16 protein-coding genes and 1 pseudogene are annotated in these 19,069 nt (G+C 48.1%); 3 read left to right on the top strand and 14 right to left on the bottom strand.

The features are described 5' to 3' along the window. Positions 1–147 precede the first annotated feature (147 nt). Positions 148–588 (top strand): GNAT family N-acetyltransferase, encoded by a 441-nt coding sequence (locus tag I8J29_RS21240; RefSeq protein WP_208849490.1) that lies wholly within the window; start codon positions 148–150, stop codon positions 586–588. 388 nt (positions 589–976) lie between these two features. Here the strand turns inward: I8J29_RS21240 and I8J29_RS34660 are convergent, their stop codons facing one another. From I8J29_RS34660 to I8J29_RS21195, 9 genes are all read right to left on the bottom strand, one after another. Continuing rightward, positions 977–1,072 (bottom strand): spore germination protein, encoded by a 96-nt coding sequence (locus I8J29_RS34660; protein WP_208849524.1) that lies wholly within the window; start codon positions 1,070–1,072, stop codon positions 977–979. 587 nt (positions 1,073–1,659) lie between these two features. Next, complete coding sequence (locus I8J29_RS21230; protein ID WP_208849489.1) at positions 1,660–2,778, bottom strand: GerAB/ArcD/ProY family transporter; 1,119 nt, start codon at positions 2,776–2,778, stop codon at positions 1,660–1,662. Positions 2,779–2,794: 16 nt separating this feature from the next. After that, positions 2,795–3,889 carry a Ger(x)C family spore germination protein gene (locus tag I8J29_RS21225; protein ID WP_208849488.1) on the bottom strand — a complete coding sequence of 365 codons (1,095 nt, stop codon included), beginning with the start codon at positions 3,887–3,889 and terminating at the stop codon, positions 2,795–2,797. Beyond that, entirely contained in the window at positions 3,882–5,333 is a 1,452-nt protein-coding gene (locus I8J29_RS21220) for a spore germination protein (protein ID WP_208849487.1), read from the bottom strand. The genes I8J29_RS21225 and I8J29_RS21220 overlap by 8 nt, the downstream gene beginning before the upstream one ends. A 106-nt stretch (positions 5,334–5,439) precedes the next feature. Continuing rightward, positions 5,440–6,135 (bottom strand): YjjG family noncanonical pyrimidine nucleotidase, encoded by a 696-nt coding sequence (locus I8J29_RS21215; protein ID WP_208849486.1) that lies wholly within the window; start codon positions 6,133–6,135, stop codon positions 5,440–5,442. A gap of 74 nt (positions 6,136–6,209) precedes the next feature. Then, entirely contained in the window at positions 6,210–6,671 is a 462-nt protein-coding gene (locus I8J29_RS21210; RefSeq protein ID WP_208849485.1) for a carboxymuconolactone decarboxylase family protein, read from the bottom strand. A 136-nt stretch (positions 6,672–6,807) separates the two neighbouring features. Beyond that, positions 6,808–7,740, bottom strand: coding sequence for an EamA family transporter (locus I8J29_RS21205; protein WP_338113256.1), 933 nt, complete (start codon positions 7,738–7,740; stop codon positions 6,808–6,810). Between the two features lie 5 nt (positions 7,741–7,745). After that, positions 7,746–8,381 (bottom strand): FMN-dependent NADH-azoreductase, encoded by a 636-nt coding sequence (locus tag I8J29_RS21200; protein WP_208849484.1) that lies wholly within the window; start codon positions 8,379–8,381, stop codon positions 7,746–7,748. 11 nt (positions 8,382–8,392) lie between these two features. After that, a complete protein-coding gene (locus tag I8J29_RS21195; RefSeq protein ID WP_208849483.1) occupies positions 8,393–8,836 on the bottom strand; it encodes a carboxymuconolactone decarboxylase family protein in 444 nt (147 codons plus the stop codon). Between the two features lie 233 nt (positions 8,837–9,069). Here I8J29_RS21195 and I8J29_RS21190 point away from each other — a divergent pair, with 233 nt between their 5' ends. Both I8J29_RS21190 and I8J29_RS21185 read left to right on the top strand, forming a co-directional pair. Continuing rightward, a complete protein-coding gene (locus I8J29_RS21190; RefSeq protein WP_208849482.1) occupies positions 9,070–9,441 on the top strand; it encodes an RrF2 family transcriptional regulator in 372 nt (123 codons plus the stop codon). Positions 9,442–10,391: 950 nt separating this feature from the next. Continuing rightward, the gene (locus I8J29_RS21185; protein ID WP_208849481.1) at positions 10,392–11,141 is read left to right on the top strand and encodes a DUF4046 domain-containing protein; all 750 of its coding nucleotides are present in this window, start codon (positions 10,392–10,394) and stop codon (positions 11,139–11,141) included. A 38-nt stretch (positions 11,142–11,179) separates the two neighbouring features. Here I8J29_RS21185 and I8J29_RS34655 read toward each other — a convergent pair. The 5 genes and pseudogenes from I8J29_RS34655 to I8J29_RS21160 form a co-directional block, all read right to left on the bottom strand. Continuing rightward, positions 11,180–11,326 (bottom strand): annotated as a pseudogene (locus I8J29_RS34655) (transposase); the annotation flags it as partial. A gap of 395 nt (positions 11,327–11,721) precedes the next feature. After that, on the bottom strand, positions 11,722–12,177 hold the full coding sequence (locus I8J29_RS21175; RefSeq protein WP_208849480.1) for a MarR family winged helix-turn-helix transcriptional regulator: 456 nt from the start codon (positions 12,175–12,177) through the stop codon (positions 11,722–11,724). 1,545 nt (positions 12,178–13,722) lie between these two features. Beyond that, positions 13,723–16,200: a GH116 family glycosyl hydrolase gene (locus I8J29_RS21170; protein WP_208849479.1), complete on the bottom strand. Its 2,478-nt coding sequence runs from the start codon at positions 16,198–16,200 to the stop codon at positions 13,723–13,725. Then, a complete protein-coding gene (locus I8J29_RS21165) occupies positions 16,187–17,287 on the bottom strand; it encodes a response regulator (RefSeq protein WP_090647523.1) in 1,101 nt (366 codons plus the stop codon). The genes I8J29_RS21170 and I8J29_RS21165 overlap by 14 nt, the downstream gene beginning before the upstream one ends. Next, positions 17,284–19,068 carry a cache domain-containing sensor histidine kinase gene (locus I8J29_RS21160; RefSeq protein WP_208849478.1) on the bottom strand — a complete coding sequence of 595 codons (1,785 nt, stop codon included), beginning with the start codon at positions 19,066–19,068 and terminating at the stop codon, positions 17,284–17,286. The genes I8J29_RS21165 and I8J29_RS21160 overlap by 4 nt, the downstream gene beginning before the upstream one ends. Position 19,069 lies beyond the last annotated feature (1 nt).

Genomic DNA, 19,069 nt, shown 5'->3' with positions numbered 1-19,069 from the left:
AATCAGGCGGCCTGCGGTCGACGGCGGCGCCACATCGACCGACATATGTACAAAATCCCGATTTTGTGTAAGTGTAAGACGGCAGCGTTGATCTGATGAACAGTTTGTGTAGTCAACGCTGCTCGAAAAGAAATCTTAAAAAATTTAATGACTTTGTTCCTGCATGACTTGTCCGAATATGACGAAAAACTCGATTTGAATCCTGAGAATGGATTGTTTGAATTCGATGTATTTGACTGGTTTTTTGAGAAAGAGGGACTAACACCCTTTTTTATTAATTTAGACGGTAAACCAGTAGGCTTTATTCTGTTGCAGAGTGGTCCATATTCCAATCAAGAATTTGCTGATTATGTGTTAAACTCCTTCTTTATCCTAAAGAAGCACAGAAGAAAAGGAATTGGTAAATTAGCTTGTAACAAGTTCTTTGAATTGTATCCTGGTAGATATGTCATTGGTCAGGCACAAAACAACGCACCAGCCGTAAAATTTTGGAAAAGTGTCTATGAATCATATGGGGTTATTCCTTTTGAAAAAGAAGAAATCGAAGATGGAATCAATGTAGTGTATCAATATTTCAAAACACATTGATCACTAAGCTCCCTCGTTACGATTTAGTTTTCTCACGAATGCTCGCTTATTCGCAGAGAGCCCTCTGTGTACAGAGGCGCTCGTTTTATTTCAAACTCTGAAAAAATCACTCTACAGGAGCGCTAACGGTGTACGTTACTGCAACGACAACAGGCTGTCGATTTTCGGCAGCCTGTTGTGTTAACAAGCAAGAGTTGGTGCTCAATGCCAAACTTATTTATTTGATGATCGAAAAACACACTATATAATGTGTAACAATATATCAGAAGTCAATGTCAGTAAGGGATTAAATTTATTTATAGACATATGTATAAAATACGACTTTTATGCAGTAGTTTGTGGCCTGGCCGCCCGGCGGAGCCCTGCCGACAGCTGACGCGGCCCGGCTTCAAACGAGGTTCAAGTTCACGCTCAACTGCTCGACGAAGCCCGCGCGCTCGCCGACAATCGATCGTTCGTTTTCCGGCTCTTGAATGGAACGAATGTGCGACTGATCGAGTGTTCAATAAATTGTATGGCTGGCTGCATCGCGATTAAATCACCGTTGCCTTATTATAAAAAAGATGCCAGGACCGTAACGGCGCTGGCATCGTGCTATCGCTCAGGCTGTCTTTAAATAGCGTGAACACGAACTGGCTTACGTTAATGTCCATCTTATGCTTGGACGGCGATTGCCGCTCGCCTCCGTCGCCGAGGTCCGGCCAGATTTTGAGTCGGGATTGGTCAGAGATCGCCATCAAAATCCAACAATTGCCCAATAAGGGCCTTGAATGCCTTGGCATCCTCCGCTATGGCGGCATCGCATAAGGGGGATATAGTTTCAGTCGCGTTTTGGCCTGGAAGGCGAGCTCTGAAGTAGGTGCGATGGTCCTTCTTCACCCATGCTGGTACGTATGTGGACTAGCCGTTCTACCACAAATCGAACCACAGCCAGGACAAGCTTGCCACGGAGCGAATTAGCCCCGGCGTAACCGATGAACTTGATGTCATAAATGACAAGATCCTCGATCGCCACATGGCGCCTTCCACGCTTAATAAAGAGAACCGGCACGTGAATACATGCCGGTTCTCTCAATCGCTATCATTTCCTGCCGACAGGCTGCCTCTCTTGAACAATCGGATGATGCTTACCCATATCGCCAGCAGCGGAATATACCCGTATAGGAGAATCGTTCCACTGCTGGCTAGCAACGCGTCCAACCTGTCAATTGTTAGTGGCCCTTTCAACTGTACGATGATGATAAATAAGAGAATGCCGGTTAGCCATAACGCTGGCCTCGCTTTAAGCCTGGCCGTTTTTCGCAGCATTTGCGTCCCTCCCCATAGGGCAATGCAGATGCGAGGCAAAATAATAAGAAACCAATTAAACACATACAAGTAATCAAAGCGTTCAAAGAAAGGAAATCGAATGATCTTCGATAAAATGAGCGTGGGCCATATCGTATGCTTCAGCTCTACGATATTGAAATAAGCAAATACCACACAGGCAAAAACCATATACAACATCGTTGTATGGGCTGCCGCAACATGAGCCCATTTCTGTGCTTTCTTGTTATTCTTGATATAAGGATAATAAAGCAGCAAAAATTCAATGCCCAGAAATAGCGGCACCGCACGATGGGCAGACTCAGTATAATCGGCAATGTTATGCGTTAATATCGGCAAAAAATTATTCCAGTGAGCATATTTCATGGGGAAATAAAGAGTGATCAGCATCAAGGAAGGGATAATCACACACCATAAGCAAATCCCGGTTATGACCCTGAATCCGCCGGTTACAAAATAAATAGACGTCAACAGAATAATGCACGTCAATTCCCAGGGAGGTGACCATTGAAAGACCCAAACATGTAAAACCTCTACGTACGAACGAATTTCCGTCGAGATGAACAAGAGGGTATACCCGTAGAACCCCAAAGTCAGGAGATTCCCAAGCCATTTGCCAAACAACTGCCGATGCAGCGAAATGATATCCCCCTGCTCTGCATGATTGAGCACAAAAAAAATCATCCACACAACCAAATGAATGCTTAATCCGGTAATCAAGATGGACATCCAGGCATCCCGTTCGGCACCAAGGATGATCTTGCCCGGAAAATTCAGCATCGCGATTCCCGTCTGCGTCCCATGAAGGACAAACCACAGATAGAATGACGATACCGTTAAGTTTTCACTAACCTGTTTATTCACGAATACCCCCGCTGCCTTATTCCACAATGCCGGATTTGATGAGTTGCACCTTCACATGAACATCGAATGTGATCGCTGGATATTCAACTTCGTAAAATTCCTTCTCGCGCCAAACTTTGCGATGCGCTCTCACATAATCGCCGATTCCTAACGGGTCTACCTTGTTCTCTGCAAATTTATGGAGCAGCGCCAAGAGCTTGTCGTCCAGTTGATTTTCTAATTGGGTCGTCAGAAGCCGCGTATCCTCAGGTTTTCTTAATTCTATCCACTTCGGAAAATCCTTAATCATCCCTTTCAATGTAATGTTGTAGATGATCTTAGGTCCCGCTGCGGATTTGGACAGCGATCTGGATTTCTTGCCGCTTAGACCATTAAACACGGCCGTCTCTTCGTTTTGCCCCTTCGTAATTGTAAATGGTACATTCCCTCGAACAAGGTGGCCTTGAAGCATCTTATACATCGGAATTTCTTCCTGAGTAATCAGTAACTTCAAACGATCATCCTTGAAAATCGCATGTCCGGTTATGTCAATTTTGCCTTTCTCATTTACCTTTATATAGGGGAGCGACGGATCTCTTCCTTCGCCATAGTAGTCAAACAACAAGTTGTGCAGATTGGAATTGGGGACTTTCCCGGCCCTCATATTGTGTTCTAATGTATGATACGGCAGGTTTTCGCTTTTTATATTCACTAGGCTCGCCATCATGGATGAAGTCGATCCATCCGAAACGGCAACAATGAGGTAGTGGCTTATCACGGGATCTCTGCAAATGGATTTAATTAAGGGCGTTAAGCCTTCCTCCGCTAACGGCTTGTCCACAATAAGCAGCTTCAGCTTGGCTATCATCACGGGCATTGAAGATTGATTGTTCAGTTCATCCATCAATAGCGAAGGTTTTGAAGCCTTACCCTGTAGGATCGCTGTTCGCCCGCCATGGTTAAAGTCAGAATAAAGCCCTGTTTCTTTGAACCCGCTGCCGCTCTTGTCCAGTCCCAGAATCGTAAGAATATAACTATGATCCACGATCCGTTCGCTGCTGCAGCCTGTCAGCACCAGAACAAGCATCACAACCCATGGAATCCGACGTCTCCACATACTGATATTAGTCATTATCAATACTCTCCTTGTCAGGCGTGTACCGTTTCTTCGAAAGCGGCTTTAGATAATCGCTTCGATTGGCTGTGTACTTGTACGATAATCGAACGAAGCTATCGGCAAAATGACCCTTGCGAAAAGGAAACAACGGAACCAGATACGGCGTCCCAAGTGATTTCAACCTCAGTAAATGCCCTAAGAGTAAAAGGAACCCTACCGTAAGGCCAAAACCACCCCAAAAAGCCGCAAGCAGGATGAACGGGAAACGCAGAAGGCGGATGGTGTTCGCCATATTATAGATAGGCGTTGTGAAAGAGGCCAGTGCAGACAAGGCAACGATAATGAGTAAAATATTGCTGGTAAACGCAGCTTGAACCGATGCTTCGCCGATTACAATACCACCTACAATCCCCAAGGTCTGGCCGATCTTCGCAGGCAGTCGAGCACCTGCTTCCCGTAATAGCTCAATTGTAATCTCCAAGAAGATAACCTCGATGACCGGGGGGAACGGGACATGAATGCGGGAATCAATAAGGGGCTGAAGCAAGCTCTCGGGGATGACTTCAAAATGATACGTGAGTACTGAAACATAAAGGGGAGACGCAATAATCGAGAAGATGACACTCATAATTCGAATAACACGAAAAAAGGAGGCCAGTATCCATGAAAGATAATAATCCTCGCCGGAAATAAAAAAGTCCAATAGCGACGAAGGGGCCGTTATCGCATAAGGCGATCCATCCGAGAATACAGCCACCTGCCCCGAAAGCATAGAAAAAATCACGCGATCGACTCTCTCCGTTGTTACGAAAAGCGGGAAAGGCGTATTTGAATGATCCGTAATAATCTGGGTCAATTGCGAGTTGTCGAATACCACATCGAAGTCAATGGCCTGCAGACGCTGCCGCATCGTTTCGACATGCCGGGGATTCGTAATGCCATCTAAATAGGCAATAACCACCTTGGTGTTCGACAGTGAACCCACTGTTATTTTTTCAAAGATCAATGCAGGCGTGTTGATTTGCTGCCGCATTAAATGCATGTTAACCTCAATGTTCTCGACGAAGCCTATTTTGGGGCCAACCACGCTAAATTCGTTTTCGGTCTCATTGCTCTTGCGATGACCCAAATCAGCATGATTCGCATTCACCATGAGATAATTCAGTTCGTCTCCCTCAAACTGAATGATGACATAGCCCTTCATCAGCTTTTTTAGGACTTCCTCCGTGTCGTCAACGACCGTCACATCTTCAAAGGGAATAATTCCTTTAATATCGCTCAATTGGGTCAGATTCTCGATATTTTCTTTTATCCCCGGCAGCAGGAATTGATTTATTTTCTCACCGTCTACCATACACAGGTAATAGCTAATTTGAATGGGTCGATCATCATTAGGGCGAAATTGAAGAAAATCATTGGATTTAAGCGCTTGTTTAAAAATGTCATTGTTGAACATCATCCGAATTTCCTTTTCTTTATCTAAAGTTAACCGTATTGTGTCCAGTATGGAAAAATGTATACGCCAAATAACCCGCCGCAATTCGACGGGCTTATATCAAACATGCTTATTGTTTTGGAAGGCAAATATCAAATAACTCCACTAAGCTTGTGATCGTGTAGGTGCTCTGAATGTCCGCCGGGCTTTTTTGCAGCCGTCGATTCACCCAACAGGTATCCATTCCTGATTGAAGGCCGCCTTTAATATCCGTATTTAACGAATCACCGATAACCAGGGCTTCCGTTCGATCAAAATCTTTAATCCGGCTTATTACATGATCGAAAAAATGTTTGGACGGCTTTTGAAAACCGATACTCTGCGAATCAAAGATATCTTCAAAAAAATCGTATAAGCCTGCCTGCTTCAGTCGCTTAATCTGCGTATGGGTAATCCCATTCGTAATGATAAACAGTCGATTGGACGCAGATAAGCGCTGACAGACCTCTAAGGCACCATCAATAAGCAGCTGGCTTCCACTGCCGAGCAGCTCCCTGTACTGATGTTCCCATTCGGCGCCATCCACGACTTTTTCTAATTTCAGCAACGTTTCTGAGAATCTAGTGTTTAGGACAACATCCAACCTGATCTTTCCATTCTCATAATCAGCCCACAGCTGTTTGTTGACGGAATGATAAACTTGAAGCCATTCATCCGAAAGCGTATAGCCGTATTGCTGAAATAACCGGTTTAACGAATTCGTCTCATTCGCGCCGAAATCCAGCAATGTATCATCTAAATCAAATAGAAGTATGCTGTAGCTCATTGTTCCTCCTGTTATGAATGTAATCCATCCCCGCACAATTGATGTACGGGGATGTTGTTTGACACAACATAAACTTATTTACTTGCAGCCGGCTGATAATCTCCAGGTATCATGCTTGTCGAGATCGCCATGCGATTCCAGCAGTTGATCGCATTGATGGCCATGATCAAATCGACATATTCCGCTTCGTCGAAGTACTCGCGGACTTGCTCGTACAATTCCTGTGGTACGCCGCCTACGGAAATTCGGGTCACCGCTTCCGTAAGGGCTAATGCAGCGCGCTCCGCTTCTGTGTAGAATGGAGCCTCCCGCCATGCGTTAAGCAGATACAGCCGTTGTTCTGTCTCGCCTATCGCGCGTGCGTCCTTCGTATGCATATCCAAGCAGTAGGCGCAGCCATTAATTTGCGAGGCCCGGATTTTAATCAGCTCCCATAGGTTATGATTCAGACTGCTCTTCTTCACATAGCCTTCCAATTTCAATAACGCTTGCAAGGATTCCGGCTGTACCTTCATATAATTCAGTCTCATTTCCATTCGTCATAACACTCCCTTATGATTATAAATTGGTTCGTTCTTGCTTTCAGAACGCCGTTATCAACCTTTACGAACAGAGTATCTCCTAACGGGGCTGGACTAATTCAGAAACCGATTTTCCCTTGAGCAAAGCTGCTTATGATTCTGCAAGTGCCTCGACAATTTTGGCTAGACTCTTTTTGCGCTTCATGAGCTCAGGTAGTGCAATGCCGAGCATCGTAACCCCAATTCCAACCCATTGCAGCCAGCTAACGGACTCATTCAGTATGACGTACGACATCATGACGGCCGTCGGCAGTTCAGCCGCACTCAGAATGGTAGCGAACCCGCCACCAATGCGCGGCACGCCAATGGCATAGAATAATGGCGGAATGACAATACCGAAGAGAGCCAGCAGCAGCCCCCAGGGCAGCAGCCCTTCGTGTAAAGAGCCGTTTACCAGAAAATGCGGCGGAAATAACAGCATGGCGAGAATGAATGAGCCCGACAGCATGATCGCGCTTCGCGTGATTGGCTCAACCTGGCGGGCTGTTTTCCCACTAAACCAAATGAAGAACGCATAGGTAACGGCGGACATTAAGCCGAGTGCTACACCGATCCAGGATACCGCTTCCTGCTCTCCGCCCAAATAACCGCTCGCCATCGTAATTCCAGCAAACAAGATGCTCAGCGAAATCAACTTTTCCTTACCAGGACGCTTACGTTCGGCTATCGCCTCCAACAAGATGCCCATCCACGTAAATTGAAACAACAGAATAATTGCGAAGGAAGCCGAGATATACTGGAGTGCTGCATAATAAAGCATGCCCGTTAAGCCTGTCGTCGTGCCTACGGCCATCAGCGTAAGCACCTGACGCCATGTTACTTGGACGGATTGCGTTGCCGCAGATTGCTTGGAGAATCTCGTGGTTACGAATACCAAGATCCACAGCATCATCACGCCGAACAGGTTTTGGCTTCCAACAACATCGCTAACCTTGAACCCGGATGCATAAGCCTCCTTGACGAAGGTGGACAATAAGCCGAAGCTGCATGCCCCAGCTAAAACAAACCACATATATTTCATCATGCCTCTTAGAAGCTTTTGGCTAGATCGAGCGCTTGTTGAATGGCCCGTTCTTTTATGGAAGACGCTTTGTCCGTCCCTGCTCCTGTGCCCTCGATATAGATGACTTCAATCGAAGGGATACCCATATATTCGGATACAGCCGTCAGGTAGCGGTGACTGAATTCGTAGCCTGCCGATGGTCCAACAGAGAGCATGCTGCCTGAAGCCTGGATATGAAGCAGTTTCTTGTTGGAAGCTAAGCCGACTATGCCTTCTGACGAATATCGAACGGTTTTTCCGGGAATGCAGATGGCATCGATATAGGCTTTCAACACGGGCGGGAATAAGAAATTCCACACAGGATTGACGATGACGATTTTATCCGCAGCGATAAATTGATCGACCAGTTCATTCAAACGGGCCACTTTAGCCTGAGATTCAGCGCTCAATTCCTCAAAAGCAGCACCGGTTTTCAACTGATTCCAACCGTTTAACACCTCGGCGTCCAGCTGTGGAATATCGGTTTTATATAGATCCAAATGAATGATTTCATCGTTCGGATTGGCTTTATGGTAGGTTTGGATAAACTCACGGCCTACCGTTAAACTATGCGATAATTGCGTCTCCAACGGATGTGCGGTAACGTACAGAACGGTTGACATGATTGATTTCTTTACACCTCCTCAGGGAACATACCCGTGGAGATCGCGATGCGGTTCCAGGAATTGATGGTGTTGATGGCCATAATGATCGTCACGTATTCTACTTCATCCACATGCTTCCGTACTCTTTCGTACAGCTCCTGCGGCACACCTTGCTCGGAGATGCGTGTTACGGCTTCCGTAAGCTCAAGCACGACTCTTTCTTTGTCCGTATAAAAAGGAGCTTCGCGCCAAGCGTTAAGCAAGTAAATCCGCTGCTCAGTCTCGCCCATCTTGCGCGCATCTTGCGTATGCATGCTGATGCAAAACGCACATCCGTTAATCTGCGATGCCCGAATCTTAATGAGTTCGTACAGGCTAGCGTCCAACCCGCTCGTCTTTATGAATCCTTCCAGCTTCAACATCGTCTGAAATGCACCTGGATTTGTATTCATATAATTCAATCTAACTTCCATCGTAATCTCCTCCGTAACCGATATGTTTTATTTTGTCTAGCAAAGAGTATCGTCGATAACAAGTATCGTCGATTGACTTCGTCTACAATATAACTCTTTCAATTTCGGCTGTCAACCGAAATTCAGGCTCCAATTAGTTGGAAATTCCGCATCCCCCTATTTGACAAGGGTATTATATCCAACCTATGATGATTAACAAAAACCGGGTTCATATGTAGAAGGCAGGTGTTCGCATGCAGTATAGTATTGGCGTTGAATATGGACTACATTGCTTAGTCTATTTAATAGACCTTCCTCCTGACGCAACCGTCGGAATTAAAGAGCTCTCAGAGTTTCAAGGTATTTCAGAGACGTATCTATCGAAGATTTTCGGTAAATTAACAAAGTCCGGGATCGTCAGCTCCGTCCCTGGTGTAAAAGGAGGCTATAAATTAGCCAGATCTCCTGTGATTACCATGGCTATGCTCGAAGCCGAAGAAAGCATGCGCAATGCGCTGCGCAGCAAATCGCTCACATGGTTGAATGAGGAGCTTAATCGCGTGTTAACCCCTCAATCGCGCCATGACACCCGCGAATATTTTACTCCCGGCAGCAATGGAACATAAAAAACATCGCCAACGATTTGGCGATGTCTTTTATATGCTTGTTTTAACTTTGACCGGAAATCAGGTCGCATTGAAATCGTAATAGAACTTCTGCCGTTTCCCGAGTAACAAATCATAGATATCATAGTTGGACTGCATGACGCCATCCAGGGGATTAGGGCTCGATTCCGTTTCAGCAAATGACGAAATGCTGGGATACCTTATGCACGCGCATTAATCGTCTTGTAAGCGATTTTGGCGTCCTTAGCAGTTACCACCATGCTTTGCTTTCTGAGATTCCTAAGCGCAACAGACGCGTGTACTCGTAGTAGAAGCCCCGACTGACAGCATCTGCGATGACAGCGCATCTTTGGGATCATTTTTTTATGGAGTTGTAGCAGGGTTATCCATGATCACTTGTACTCCCGGATCTGCTATCCAATTGGCCAGATTAAGATCGGTTGGCTCCATGCCAATGATGAGCTTCTTCGATCGGGGAAGCTTCGCCAGGTAAACAGCACCTCATTGGCTCCGGTTCGCTGTTCAAGTCGTCGACGGTTGGAAAACGGTCATGAAACGGCACAGTGGTGAACGAAGAGCCGGTGAAATTACTAGCTCTAACAGCTCGCTCAGTTGGCGCCAAGCATATCGAGAAAGCCTACAAGCTTCATCTACAACAGTTGCTTGCTTTGTGAGCAGCACGGCGCGGATTAGCTTCCCGAATATCGACGGACATGCCGTGAGGTGCGAATGACCGAATTGCGTTGCCAATTAGTTCAGACCCGATTGCACCGTAAAAGTAAGCAGGCAATCCGTGACTCTCCTTTTCCTCGGTTAGGACGACCCAAGCCGATTCCTGCTGACCATAATAAATGCGCCGGTTTATCATACAGCAAAGATGTCGAAACTAAATAAATGGAGTGAATAATTGCTATCTGTTAGTTAAGACGGGGCCTATGGAGGAAGTACTAATGGAAAATAACGAACTGATCACCATTTATCATGAAGTATTGGAAGGAAAACGATCCCGATTTCCTAACCATACATTTACAGGTGAGCAAGGGAAGATAAACTTAACTAATTTAACACGCTATGTAATCGAAAAGCATTTAAACATACCCGTTAATGAAATCCCTAATCATATAGATGCCAAAATACTTTGGGAGCACCGCTTGCGTCCCCCTGCCCTTGTTCAAGGTTGGGGTTTTATCGACTTGATTCAACATGCATATCCAAAACAATTTTTCCCGTGGCAGTTCAAACAAGTTTCTTATGGTTATTGGTCCGGCGAAAAAGGCCGCCAGCGGGCAATCGAAGCAGTTAAGTATGTAATTGAAAAGAAATGTCGTATTCCAATTTTTGAAGTCCCCCAGCAAATAAACAGTACATTTTTAAAAAAACATGGATTAAGTGGCATTTTTAAAGTATTTGGGGATTCACCTTATCAAATGATAAATGCTGTATACCCCAACAAATTTCAACCTTGGGAATTTTCTAATGTGCCATTAAATTATTGGAAAAATGAGGTTAACATAAAGCAAATGATGGATATATTGCTATTTGAAAAACTTCATTTTGCGACATATCAAGAGGCTCTTATAGAGCTAAACCATAGGCATTTTCCTCATTACCGTCTGACGGGCTTTTTTCAAATGGCATTTAATTCACGTTTACTAAATGCAAAAAATTGGATTGTCGGCCAAATAAAGCTCAGTAACTAAACCAGGCAAGACTAAGAGGCGTCTGCGGCTAATGTTTTCTACGCCATCGGCAAGCATAATGCGTTGTGTTTCTCTCCCCAAACTTTCAGTTGGGAACAGTTACGGATTCCTTCTTGTTCAGCAATGGCCTTGTAACTCGCTGAGCCCTCAACATACGCTTGGACCGCCTTCAGCTTGAATTCATCCGTATAGGACTGAAACGTTTGTCCCTATTTAGCCATAAAAATATCCCCTCCAAGTGGCACTCAAACCCCCATGATAACATGAAGGTTTTTTTGAGTGTCTACTTGAAGGGGATAATACCATATTCGCGGCCTTTAATGAGATAATGTTCTTGTCACCCGACAGGGGTCGACCTTGCCCGAGCCCGCGGATTCGAGAATCCCACTCAGTCCGGCGCCTGATCTCGCGAATTATGCCCGCTCCTGTGCTAGCTCTAATACCTGTGAATGGAGCCAAGCGACTAAGCTCACCGAATAAAGCGAATTGTTACTTCTTCATCTCCTTGAATTCACCTTTGACCGATTGTTTACTTGCCTTAATCTAAAAACTCCACAAGCCCTGGAGTTCTTTTTCAGTCTCATTTCTCACTATTGAAGTGCTCCGTCTCATAAACGATTTGTGTTTGAAGAACGAAGAGCACTTTCCTCAATTGAAAAAGTTCTTCCTCCGACAAGCTGCAGGTAACCATCCGATTAACTTTATCCGGAATCGGCTGTACCTCGTGGATGAGCTCTCGCCCTTCTTGGGTCAAATAAATCAAAAAGGATCGACGATCGTTTGGATTCACATGCCGCGCGAGTGCTCTCCGCTGTTCAAGACTGTCAATGATTCTCGTAATGGTCGTCTTATCTTTATCCGCCATATAGCCGAGATCTTTCAACGTGAGACCGTCCTTCTCCTGTAGTTGCTTCAAGACGTTCCACTGCTCGGGCGTAATGTCGAATGCTTTCAGATGTAGCGTCATTAGATATTGTAAGCTGCGATTCACGCGATAAAAAAGCAAGGCTAGTTGTTGGTATGGATGTTTTGCCATAGGAGGCGCTCCTTGTTCTGGTTTGCATGCGGCTACCGCTTTTCCTGAGCCATCACGATACCCACCGCTCCGATGATTGTAAATCTAATAATCAATCAAGATCGTCATGCATATGGAGCCGATTCTTCTCTCGGCTCTCTTACCGATACCGATGCATCGATATGAGCTGATGAACTTCCCAACACTTAATAATAGCTCAAAAAGTTGAGTCTTGGATAGACTTCCGAGCTTTCCGTCTTTATCACGAATATGCCCGAGCCTATCTTCATGGCCGGAAAAGCAGTTCAACACATACCATTCCTAAGCTCCATTTCCAGTAACCAATAATTAGTTTATAAGCATACATTATGCGTACCAACTAATTAGGTGTGACAGCTATCGAAATGAGTTAAACCTTATACATTTCTTCGCTAAATCTGACGCCAACGAGATTATTTCAACATAAGCCTTCTATTTCTTTCCGTAATTGCGGGAAATCCATTCCGAGAATAACATCGGATTGTTGCTGAATGACGAACATAACGGGGGTCGTCTCATCCTTACGGACCGTTATGACCGGCTTATTGAATTCCCCTTTTGCCGAGATAATTTCTTTGTTCATCCATCGATTAAATTGCGATTGCGCATAAACATCCGACAACATCACAACCACATCGCATAGTTTAACTTTATCGCGTACAAGTCGATACAGTGAAGGATCTCCAATCCGGTCATATCGCTCTTCATATGCAAAATAGAGAGGGCGAAACGAAAAAGATTTATCGAATGCAAGTTAAATTCGATCAGACGCCGCTCTTCCTGCTGCTTTGCTTGGTCTTCCTCGCAAAGCGGTTTAAGAAGCAGTAAGCATATCCGACGAGAATGACCCACAAAAGACAGTGCAGCCGCGGTGCTGCTGGTGTGCAGTCCATTAGTCCTCCACTGATTAATAAGACGAGCGTAATCGCGGATTGTAGAATTAACCGAATGATTTTTTTTATGTTAGTAACCCGCGCCGTTGAACACGCAATGTGAAGACAAATAGCATGAAGCCGATGCGCTCCGTGATGAAGCGGTCGAAGTGAAGGTGATCAATCTCAACGACACGAATCTGCGTGCCATTTGGCTTCCAGAAGGAAAATGCGTCCATCGAGATAGATTGCGGCAAGCTGGCACGCCTTTGGGTTGCCATGGCACCGGCTTACGAGCCGGATCGTGCTCTACTTTTGAAACAAACTGCTTAGCTGCTTCTCATGTAACACGAAAATGGGTTTGTTCGTGGGATCTAAAGACTGCACGGAGTACCGGATTGCTTTGGGCAAAGGGCATTGCCCCGTAGATCGAGGCCGGGACGATAGCCATACATCAACAAACGGACTGCATGTGGGCAGAAGAAGAAGATTAATATAACGAAATATCTAGCGCGACAAACCTTTCATTTCGACGTTGAAGTGATCCGCGCTCAATCCAAAGAAGTCTCTAACTCCGCAATGAATGCGTGCGTCGGAGACTTCTTCCTTTATGCCGCCAACCGGTGCACGGTGCACAGCATTTAGCTATTCGCAATCAGATGACGCGCACCTGATCGATTTCTATTTTGCCCGCTTTGACGTCGACGAACGGCTTGCCGCCGCGCATGCCTGCAATGCCGTAGCCGCCGGACGTGCAGAGGAAACTGCCGTAATCTTCGACAGACCTCGGCGACAAGTACAGCGTTCGGTCAATCGCGTCGTAACGCGTGCCGCTCCATCCCTGAATTAAACCGTAGGAAGCCATCGCCCGTGCGTACCAATGGCCGCATTCGTATTCGTCGAAAGGATTTCGTGTCCGGCCGTCGTAGCGGTCTCGGCAGATTCGCACGATATCCAATCCTTCCTCCGCGCAGCCGACCGAGAGCAGATGAGAGGCGACCTGGTATTCGATTCCCGTCCACACCTCGTTGCTGTATACGAACGGAAGCGCCAATTGGCCGCCCTTCGGCCACGTACATAACAGCAGCCCGCCTTCGTCGCCGATCGCGAAACCGGGACGCTGCGGATTGACATGGTCGGATAAATCGCGCTTGAGATTATACTTGTATACGCTGAGCAAGTGGCTGCGGACGTTGTCGCGGTTGAGGATATCGCCGAGTCCGCACATCTCGGCCAGCCAAGCGCCGATGACGCCGTCGGAGAGACAGCCCATGCCGTATTGGTATTTCGGGCCTTGTCCCTTCAAGAGCTCGATCGCCTCGGTCGAGTAATTGACGTTCCACGCCTGCTCGCCGCTTGTCGGAGAAGGCGTCCGAAGACCTTCCCAAACGATATGCTGTTCGTAATATTCTCCGTTAAACAGCACGTGATCCAGATAATGCCTGCCTCGCAGATACAAGGAACCGTAAGGGTCGGCTTCCCCGAGCGCTTGCGCCATCAGCGAAGCGGCCTTCAAAGCGCCAACGTAGATGGAGGAACACATCCCGTCCGGTCCCCAAAATTCAATATCGTACGTATTGTGATGCGGCTCGGATAGCACCCCTTCCTTCTTCGGATCCCATTCTTCGATGCAATAGTCCAAGCTCGATTTGATTTTGGGCCACAGGTTCCGGAGCCATTCCGTATTCCCGCCGATCCGCCACTCCCGGTACGCCTTCATGATGCCGCCGAGCTGACCGTCGCTCGCTGCGTGGAAGTCGTGGTCGGCCGGTTGAATCGGCAGCGGAATGCGAAAATTCTGGTGTCCCCGCTCATCCTGTCCTTCCGTGAATTCGGTCGTGCGAACGCCTCGTTCCAATTCGGGAAATAAATGCGGAAGCGCTTGCGCATAATTCCACACATGCGTGCAGGTACCGTGGCAGCTGCCCCGAGTGTCCTCGCTTCCCTCCCAGCCCCAGAACCTGCCGTCCGTCTGACGGAGCACGGTCGGCGATTTCAAGATCGACAGATTTGCCGCGATGGCATGCACGAGCTCGGCGGGCATCGACGTCCCATAGAAACTGTCGGTAAAGTCGCGGCTCTCCTTGCGCATCCGGTCGTAGTGTTGGAGCCAATAATCGGCGACATCGCTGGCGCCGGCGAACCTTCCCGCATACCAAGGTTTATGGAATTCCAGTACGGCACGACCTTTGCCATCTACCTTTTCCTGCGATGAAGCGGCGGGACTGGGAACACCGACGGTTAGGTTGGTCTCCGGAACCCACCAAGACAGCATCAGCCTGACCGTCTTTCGTTCGTTGGGAAGAAGCGCCACCGGGACGAAAAGGCTCGCTCCCGGTCCGGGCTTGCCTTCCGCTACCGGCGCTTTCTCCTGGCAATGTCCGGCGGCGATATCGTTCCAGATCATCGTGAGCGGATCGAACCAGCCGCCGCGAAACCATGCGCAGTCCGCCTTCGCTCCGGGATCGTCCGTGACGGCGCTGAATGCCCCCTGCTCCCAGCCGCGGTTCTCGATCGGCGGCTGCTCCAGCCTGAAGCCCCGACCCGAATCCGATCGGACAATGCGATGATTGCCGGAGCCGTCCGCTGCCAAGAAATTGGCGGCATGAAACGAATAGACGAGCTCTACCGTCCGATCCGTCGCGTTGGAGAACGTGAATTCCAGGCCGGCCGTGGGCAAGCTCGAATCGTCGGCGTTCAGCGGAATGAACGGACTCCATCCGGTGATCGATACGTCGACCGGAATTTGGGGATCTCGCAGCTCCACCGTTCCGAACGGAAACCGGGAACTGAACGCCGCCTCCTTAAATCGCGGCAGCCCGTAATGCTTGCCGAACAAGCCATTCCCTGGCCCGACGAACCGATCCGACCGATGGCTGAATATTTTCCAGGACGGCACCGGCCCTTCCAGCACCCTCGCCAGATTGCCCGACTCGCTCTTGACGCAGAGCGCGGAGAACATCATCGGCTCGTGGGTGACGTCCGGCGCGTTGCGCAAGGAAAAATGAGTCATCGCGCCCGTTCCTTCCAAGCAAAACATGCCTGCGCCGATGCCTCCGAGCGGAAACGCGACATGCGAATTTCGGGCGCCGGCATAGCTGCCGTCCTGCCGCTTCTCCTCAATGTTCTTCATATGACGAGCAGCCTCCTGTCGACTCTTCCTTTTGTCTCATTTCCATCGGGGATACCCCGTAATGCTTTTTAAATAGTTTATGAAAATAGGACACGTCTTCATACCCTGCTCTTCTCGCGATATGCTTGATTTGCGTGCCGTCCTGCATCACCCATGATCTAGCCGCTTCCATGCGAAGGCGGATGATCTGCTCCATGAGATTCTCCCCGAATCGGAGCTTATACATTTTGCTCAGGTATTCCTTGCTCACGAAAAACCGGTGCGCAAGCGTTTCCAATGAAATCGAATCGGCGTAATGCTGCTGAACGTAATCGAAGATTAGATTCAGATTGAGTTTTTTGCGCTCTTTCCTGCTCGAGATGATGCTGCCCATCGCTTCCCGGTAAATGCCGAGCAAGGCTTCGGCGATATCCGCGGCGGCAAACTGCTGCGGCGCATAGGCTTTCATGAATTTATCGCGCAGCACGTCGAGCAGCTCCGCGCACTCCATCGCGGCGAATTCCTCCAGCATAATCAAGAACTCATGATAAATGCGGAACCACTGCGGAGCGCCGCAATTAAAATGGGCGTCCACGTAAGAGATGCATTCCAGCAGCGCGTCTTCAGCCGATTTAACGGCCAATTCGTTCAGATGGGCGGAAACGCTCCGTTTATAGTCGTTGAGAACGGTTAGCAGCTCGGGGGAAAGCGCCACTAATGCCTCGGAGATCTGGCGTTGGCGCTGCTCGAGGCAGAGCTTCAACGCTTGCTTCAGCTGCTCGGGGTCGACCGGCTTCAACAAGTATTCCACGGCAGCGGAGCGTATCGCTTGGCGCGTGTATTTGAAATCGTCATGCCCGCTAAGTACAATAATTTTCGTATCCAGCTGAGCCGTCTCGATTTGGCGAAGCATATCGATGCCGTCGACGACCGGCATGTTCATATCCGTGATGATGATATCCGGATGCTTCTCGCGGATGAGCTGCAAGCCATCCTCCCCGTTGTCCGCTTCCCCAATCACCTCGATGTCCATGTCGGCTTGAATAACGAATTGCTTGATCAATTCGCGAGTCCATGATTCATCTTCGACGATAAGTAAGTTAGTCAAGAGAATCCCCCTCCCTGCGCAGACAGATTAGGCAGCACGAGCGTAACCCGGGTCCCGCTCTGCCACTCGCTTTCGATTTCCAGTCCGAATTCGGATCCGAATTGCGTCTTCATTCTCGCGTGAATGTTGCTTAAAGCCATGCTTTCCTTCGATTCGATAATGTCTTCGATGTTCCGGGACAGACGCTCCTTCAGCTCGAATTCGGACTGCTCGGACATTCCTGTTCCGTTATCGGCAATTTCAATACGCAATTTGTCCGGCTCCCACGTTGTCTTGATGCGGATGACCCAACCGCCTCTTTTATTGCGGAAACCGTGCTCGAACGCGTTTTCGACGATGGGCTGCAGCGATAACGGAGGAATCAGACCGCTGCCCGCCGCAGAATCGTCCTCCCATTCCAACGTGATTTTATCTTTGAACCTGAATTTCTGTATGACCAGATAGTTGCGAATATGCTCGAATTCTTGCTTCAGCTCGACCAAATCTCCGCCCACTTTCATCGTATAACGAAGATTGCTGCTCATCGCCTGAATGATGTGGTAAATATCGGGAACATCCTTCACGACCGCCATCGCGCCGATCGATTGCAGCGTGTTATGCAGGAAGTGGGGATTTATTTGCGCTTGCAGCGCTTTTAATTGCGCCGTTCGTTTCTCGATATGGATCTGGTAACGCGACTTGATGATTTGGGCGTATTTCTGCTCCAATAAGCCGATTTCATCCTGCCGGTCATGGCCGATGTAGATTTCGCTGTTCGTTTCTTCCGTCCAAGTGATCGCCCTGACCAGCTTCAGAATTGGGGCCGTCGCCTTGTTCGAAACAATGATCGAGAATAGAATCGAAACGACGATCAGGATGGATACGATCCAGATGCTGAACCAGATCGTGTTCTTCCCGCTCTCGGAGACGACGCTGGTCGGAATCAATTTCACAAGCGTCATCTTGCCTCCGGCGAATGGCTGATAGAACGCATAATACTTGCCGCTTTTGTAGAAATGGTCGCCTGAATGGCCGTGGATCCGCGTAATAATGTCTTCCGGGACGGCCGTAGCAGCCCCGCTCACCATCGGTTCGAGCACGACCTTCCCCGTATCGTCCAAGATCAGAATCTTTGCCGAATCGCCGCTTTTCAACGATTCGAACAGCGGATTGAACATGCTCCAGTTCACCTGCAGCGCAATGCCGCCCTCCAAATCGAGTCCGATAAATCGGTAGATGGAACGATACATCGTGAAATGACCGGGATCGGGATCGGCGATAAAGGCTGCTTTCCTGCCGCCAAGCGCATTCCACGGCGCGACCGACCCTTGATCGTTCAAGATGCGTTCTTCGCCGCTACGGATGGCGTATACCTTGCCTGCATCCTTCTTGAACAATTGGATTTCGTCGAAGCTTTTCAGATTGGAAACATACTGCGCCGACAATTTATCGAACAGATTATTTTGTACCGGGAATTCGACGGGATCGTCCGGCTTCTGCGCGGCATCCATAAAGGTTGAAACGGCTTGGTCGTTCATTAAGGAAAACAAAATCTGATCCAAGACCTGAATTTGATCGTCGACAAAGGAACCGGTCCATTCGATTTTGGACAGGTTGGAACGGGTAATTTCCGACTCCAGGCGATCCTCGGCGTTACGGATGGCCACGACGGTCAGCACGATTAAGGGCAAGCAGGTCAGAAGCATCATGACGAGGAACAGCTTCCGCTTGATGCTGCTGGAAAAGGATTGAATGAACGACTGGAAAGCCGCGAGCAATTTTAAGCGCAGACGATTCGACATC

The organism is Paenibacillus artemisiicola, assembly GCF_017652985.1.
GTDB classification, from domain to species: Bacteria; Bacillota; Bacilli; order Paenibacillales; family Paenibacillaceae; genus Paenibacillus_Z; species Paenibacillus_Z artemisiicola.
Note: the sequence above shows the minus strand (reverse complement) of the source record. Positions and strands in the feature narration are given on the sequence as shown.

What these genes read in the sequence shown, in the direction of transcription:
- I8J29_RS21240 (WP_208849490.1), top strand. Translation starts at nt 148, where the DNA reads ATGACTTTGTTCCTGCATGACTTGTCCGAATATGACGAAAAACTCGAT.
- I8J29_RS21225 (WP_208849488.1), bottom strand. Translation starts at nt 3,889, where the DNA reads ATGACTAATATCAGTATGTGGAGACGTCGGATTCCATGGGTTGTGATG.
- I8J29_RS21220 (WP_208849487.1), bottom strand. Translation starts at nt 5,333, where the DNA reads ATGATGTTCAACAATGACATTTTTAAACAAGCGCTTAAATCCAATGAT.
- I8J29_RS21215 (WP_208849486.1), bottom strand. Translation starts at nt 6,135, where the DNA reads ATGAGCTACAGCATACTTCTATTTGATTTAGATGATACATTGCTGGAT.
- I8J29_RS21210 (WP_208849485.1), bottom strand. Translation starts at nt 6,671, where the DNA reads ATGGAAATGAGACTGAATTATATGAAGGTACAGCCGGAATCCTTGCAA.
- I8J29_RS21205 (WP_338113256.1), bottom strand. Translation starts at nt 7,740, where the DNA reads ATGATGAAATATATGTGGTTTGTTTTAGCTGGGGCATGCAGCTTCGGC.
- I8J29_RS21200 (WP_208849484.1), bottom strand. Translation starts at nt 8,381, where the DNA reads ATGTCAACCGTTCTGTACGTTACCGCACATCCGTTGGAGACGCAATTA.
- I8J29_RS21195 (WP_208849483.1), bottom strand. Translation starts at nt 8,836, where the DNA reads ATGGAAGTTAGATTGAATTATATGAATACAAATCCAGGTGCATTTCAG.
- I8J29_RS21190 (WP_208849482.1), top strand. Translation starts at nt 9,070, where the DNA reads ATGCAGTATAGTATTGGCGTTGAATATGGACTACATTGCTTAGTCTAT.
- I8J29_RS21185 (WP_208849481.1), top strand. Translation starts at nt 10,392, where the DNA reads ATGGAAAATAACGAACTGATCACCATTTATCATGAAGTATTGGAAGGA.
- I8J29_RS21175 (WP_208849480.1), bottom strand. Translation starts at nt 12,177, where the DNA reads ATGGCAAAACATCCATACCAACAACTAGCCTTGCTTTTTTATCGCGTG.
- I8J29_RS21170 (WP_208849479.1), bottom strand. Translation starts at nt 16,200, where the DNA reads ATGAAGAACATTGAGGAGAAGCGGCAGGACGGCAGCTATGCCGGCGCC.
- I8J29_RS21160 (WP_208849478.1), bottom strand. Translation starts at nt 19,068, where the DNA reads ATGTCGAATCGTCTGCGCTTAAAATTGCTCGCGGCTTTCCAGTCGTTC.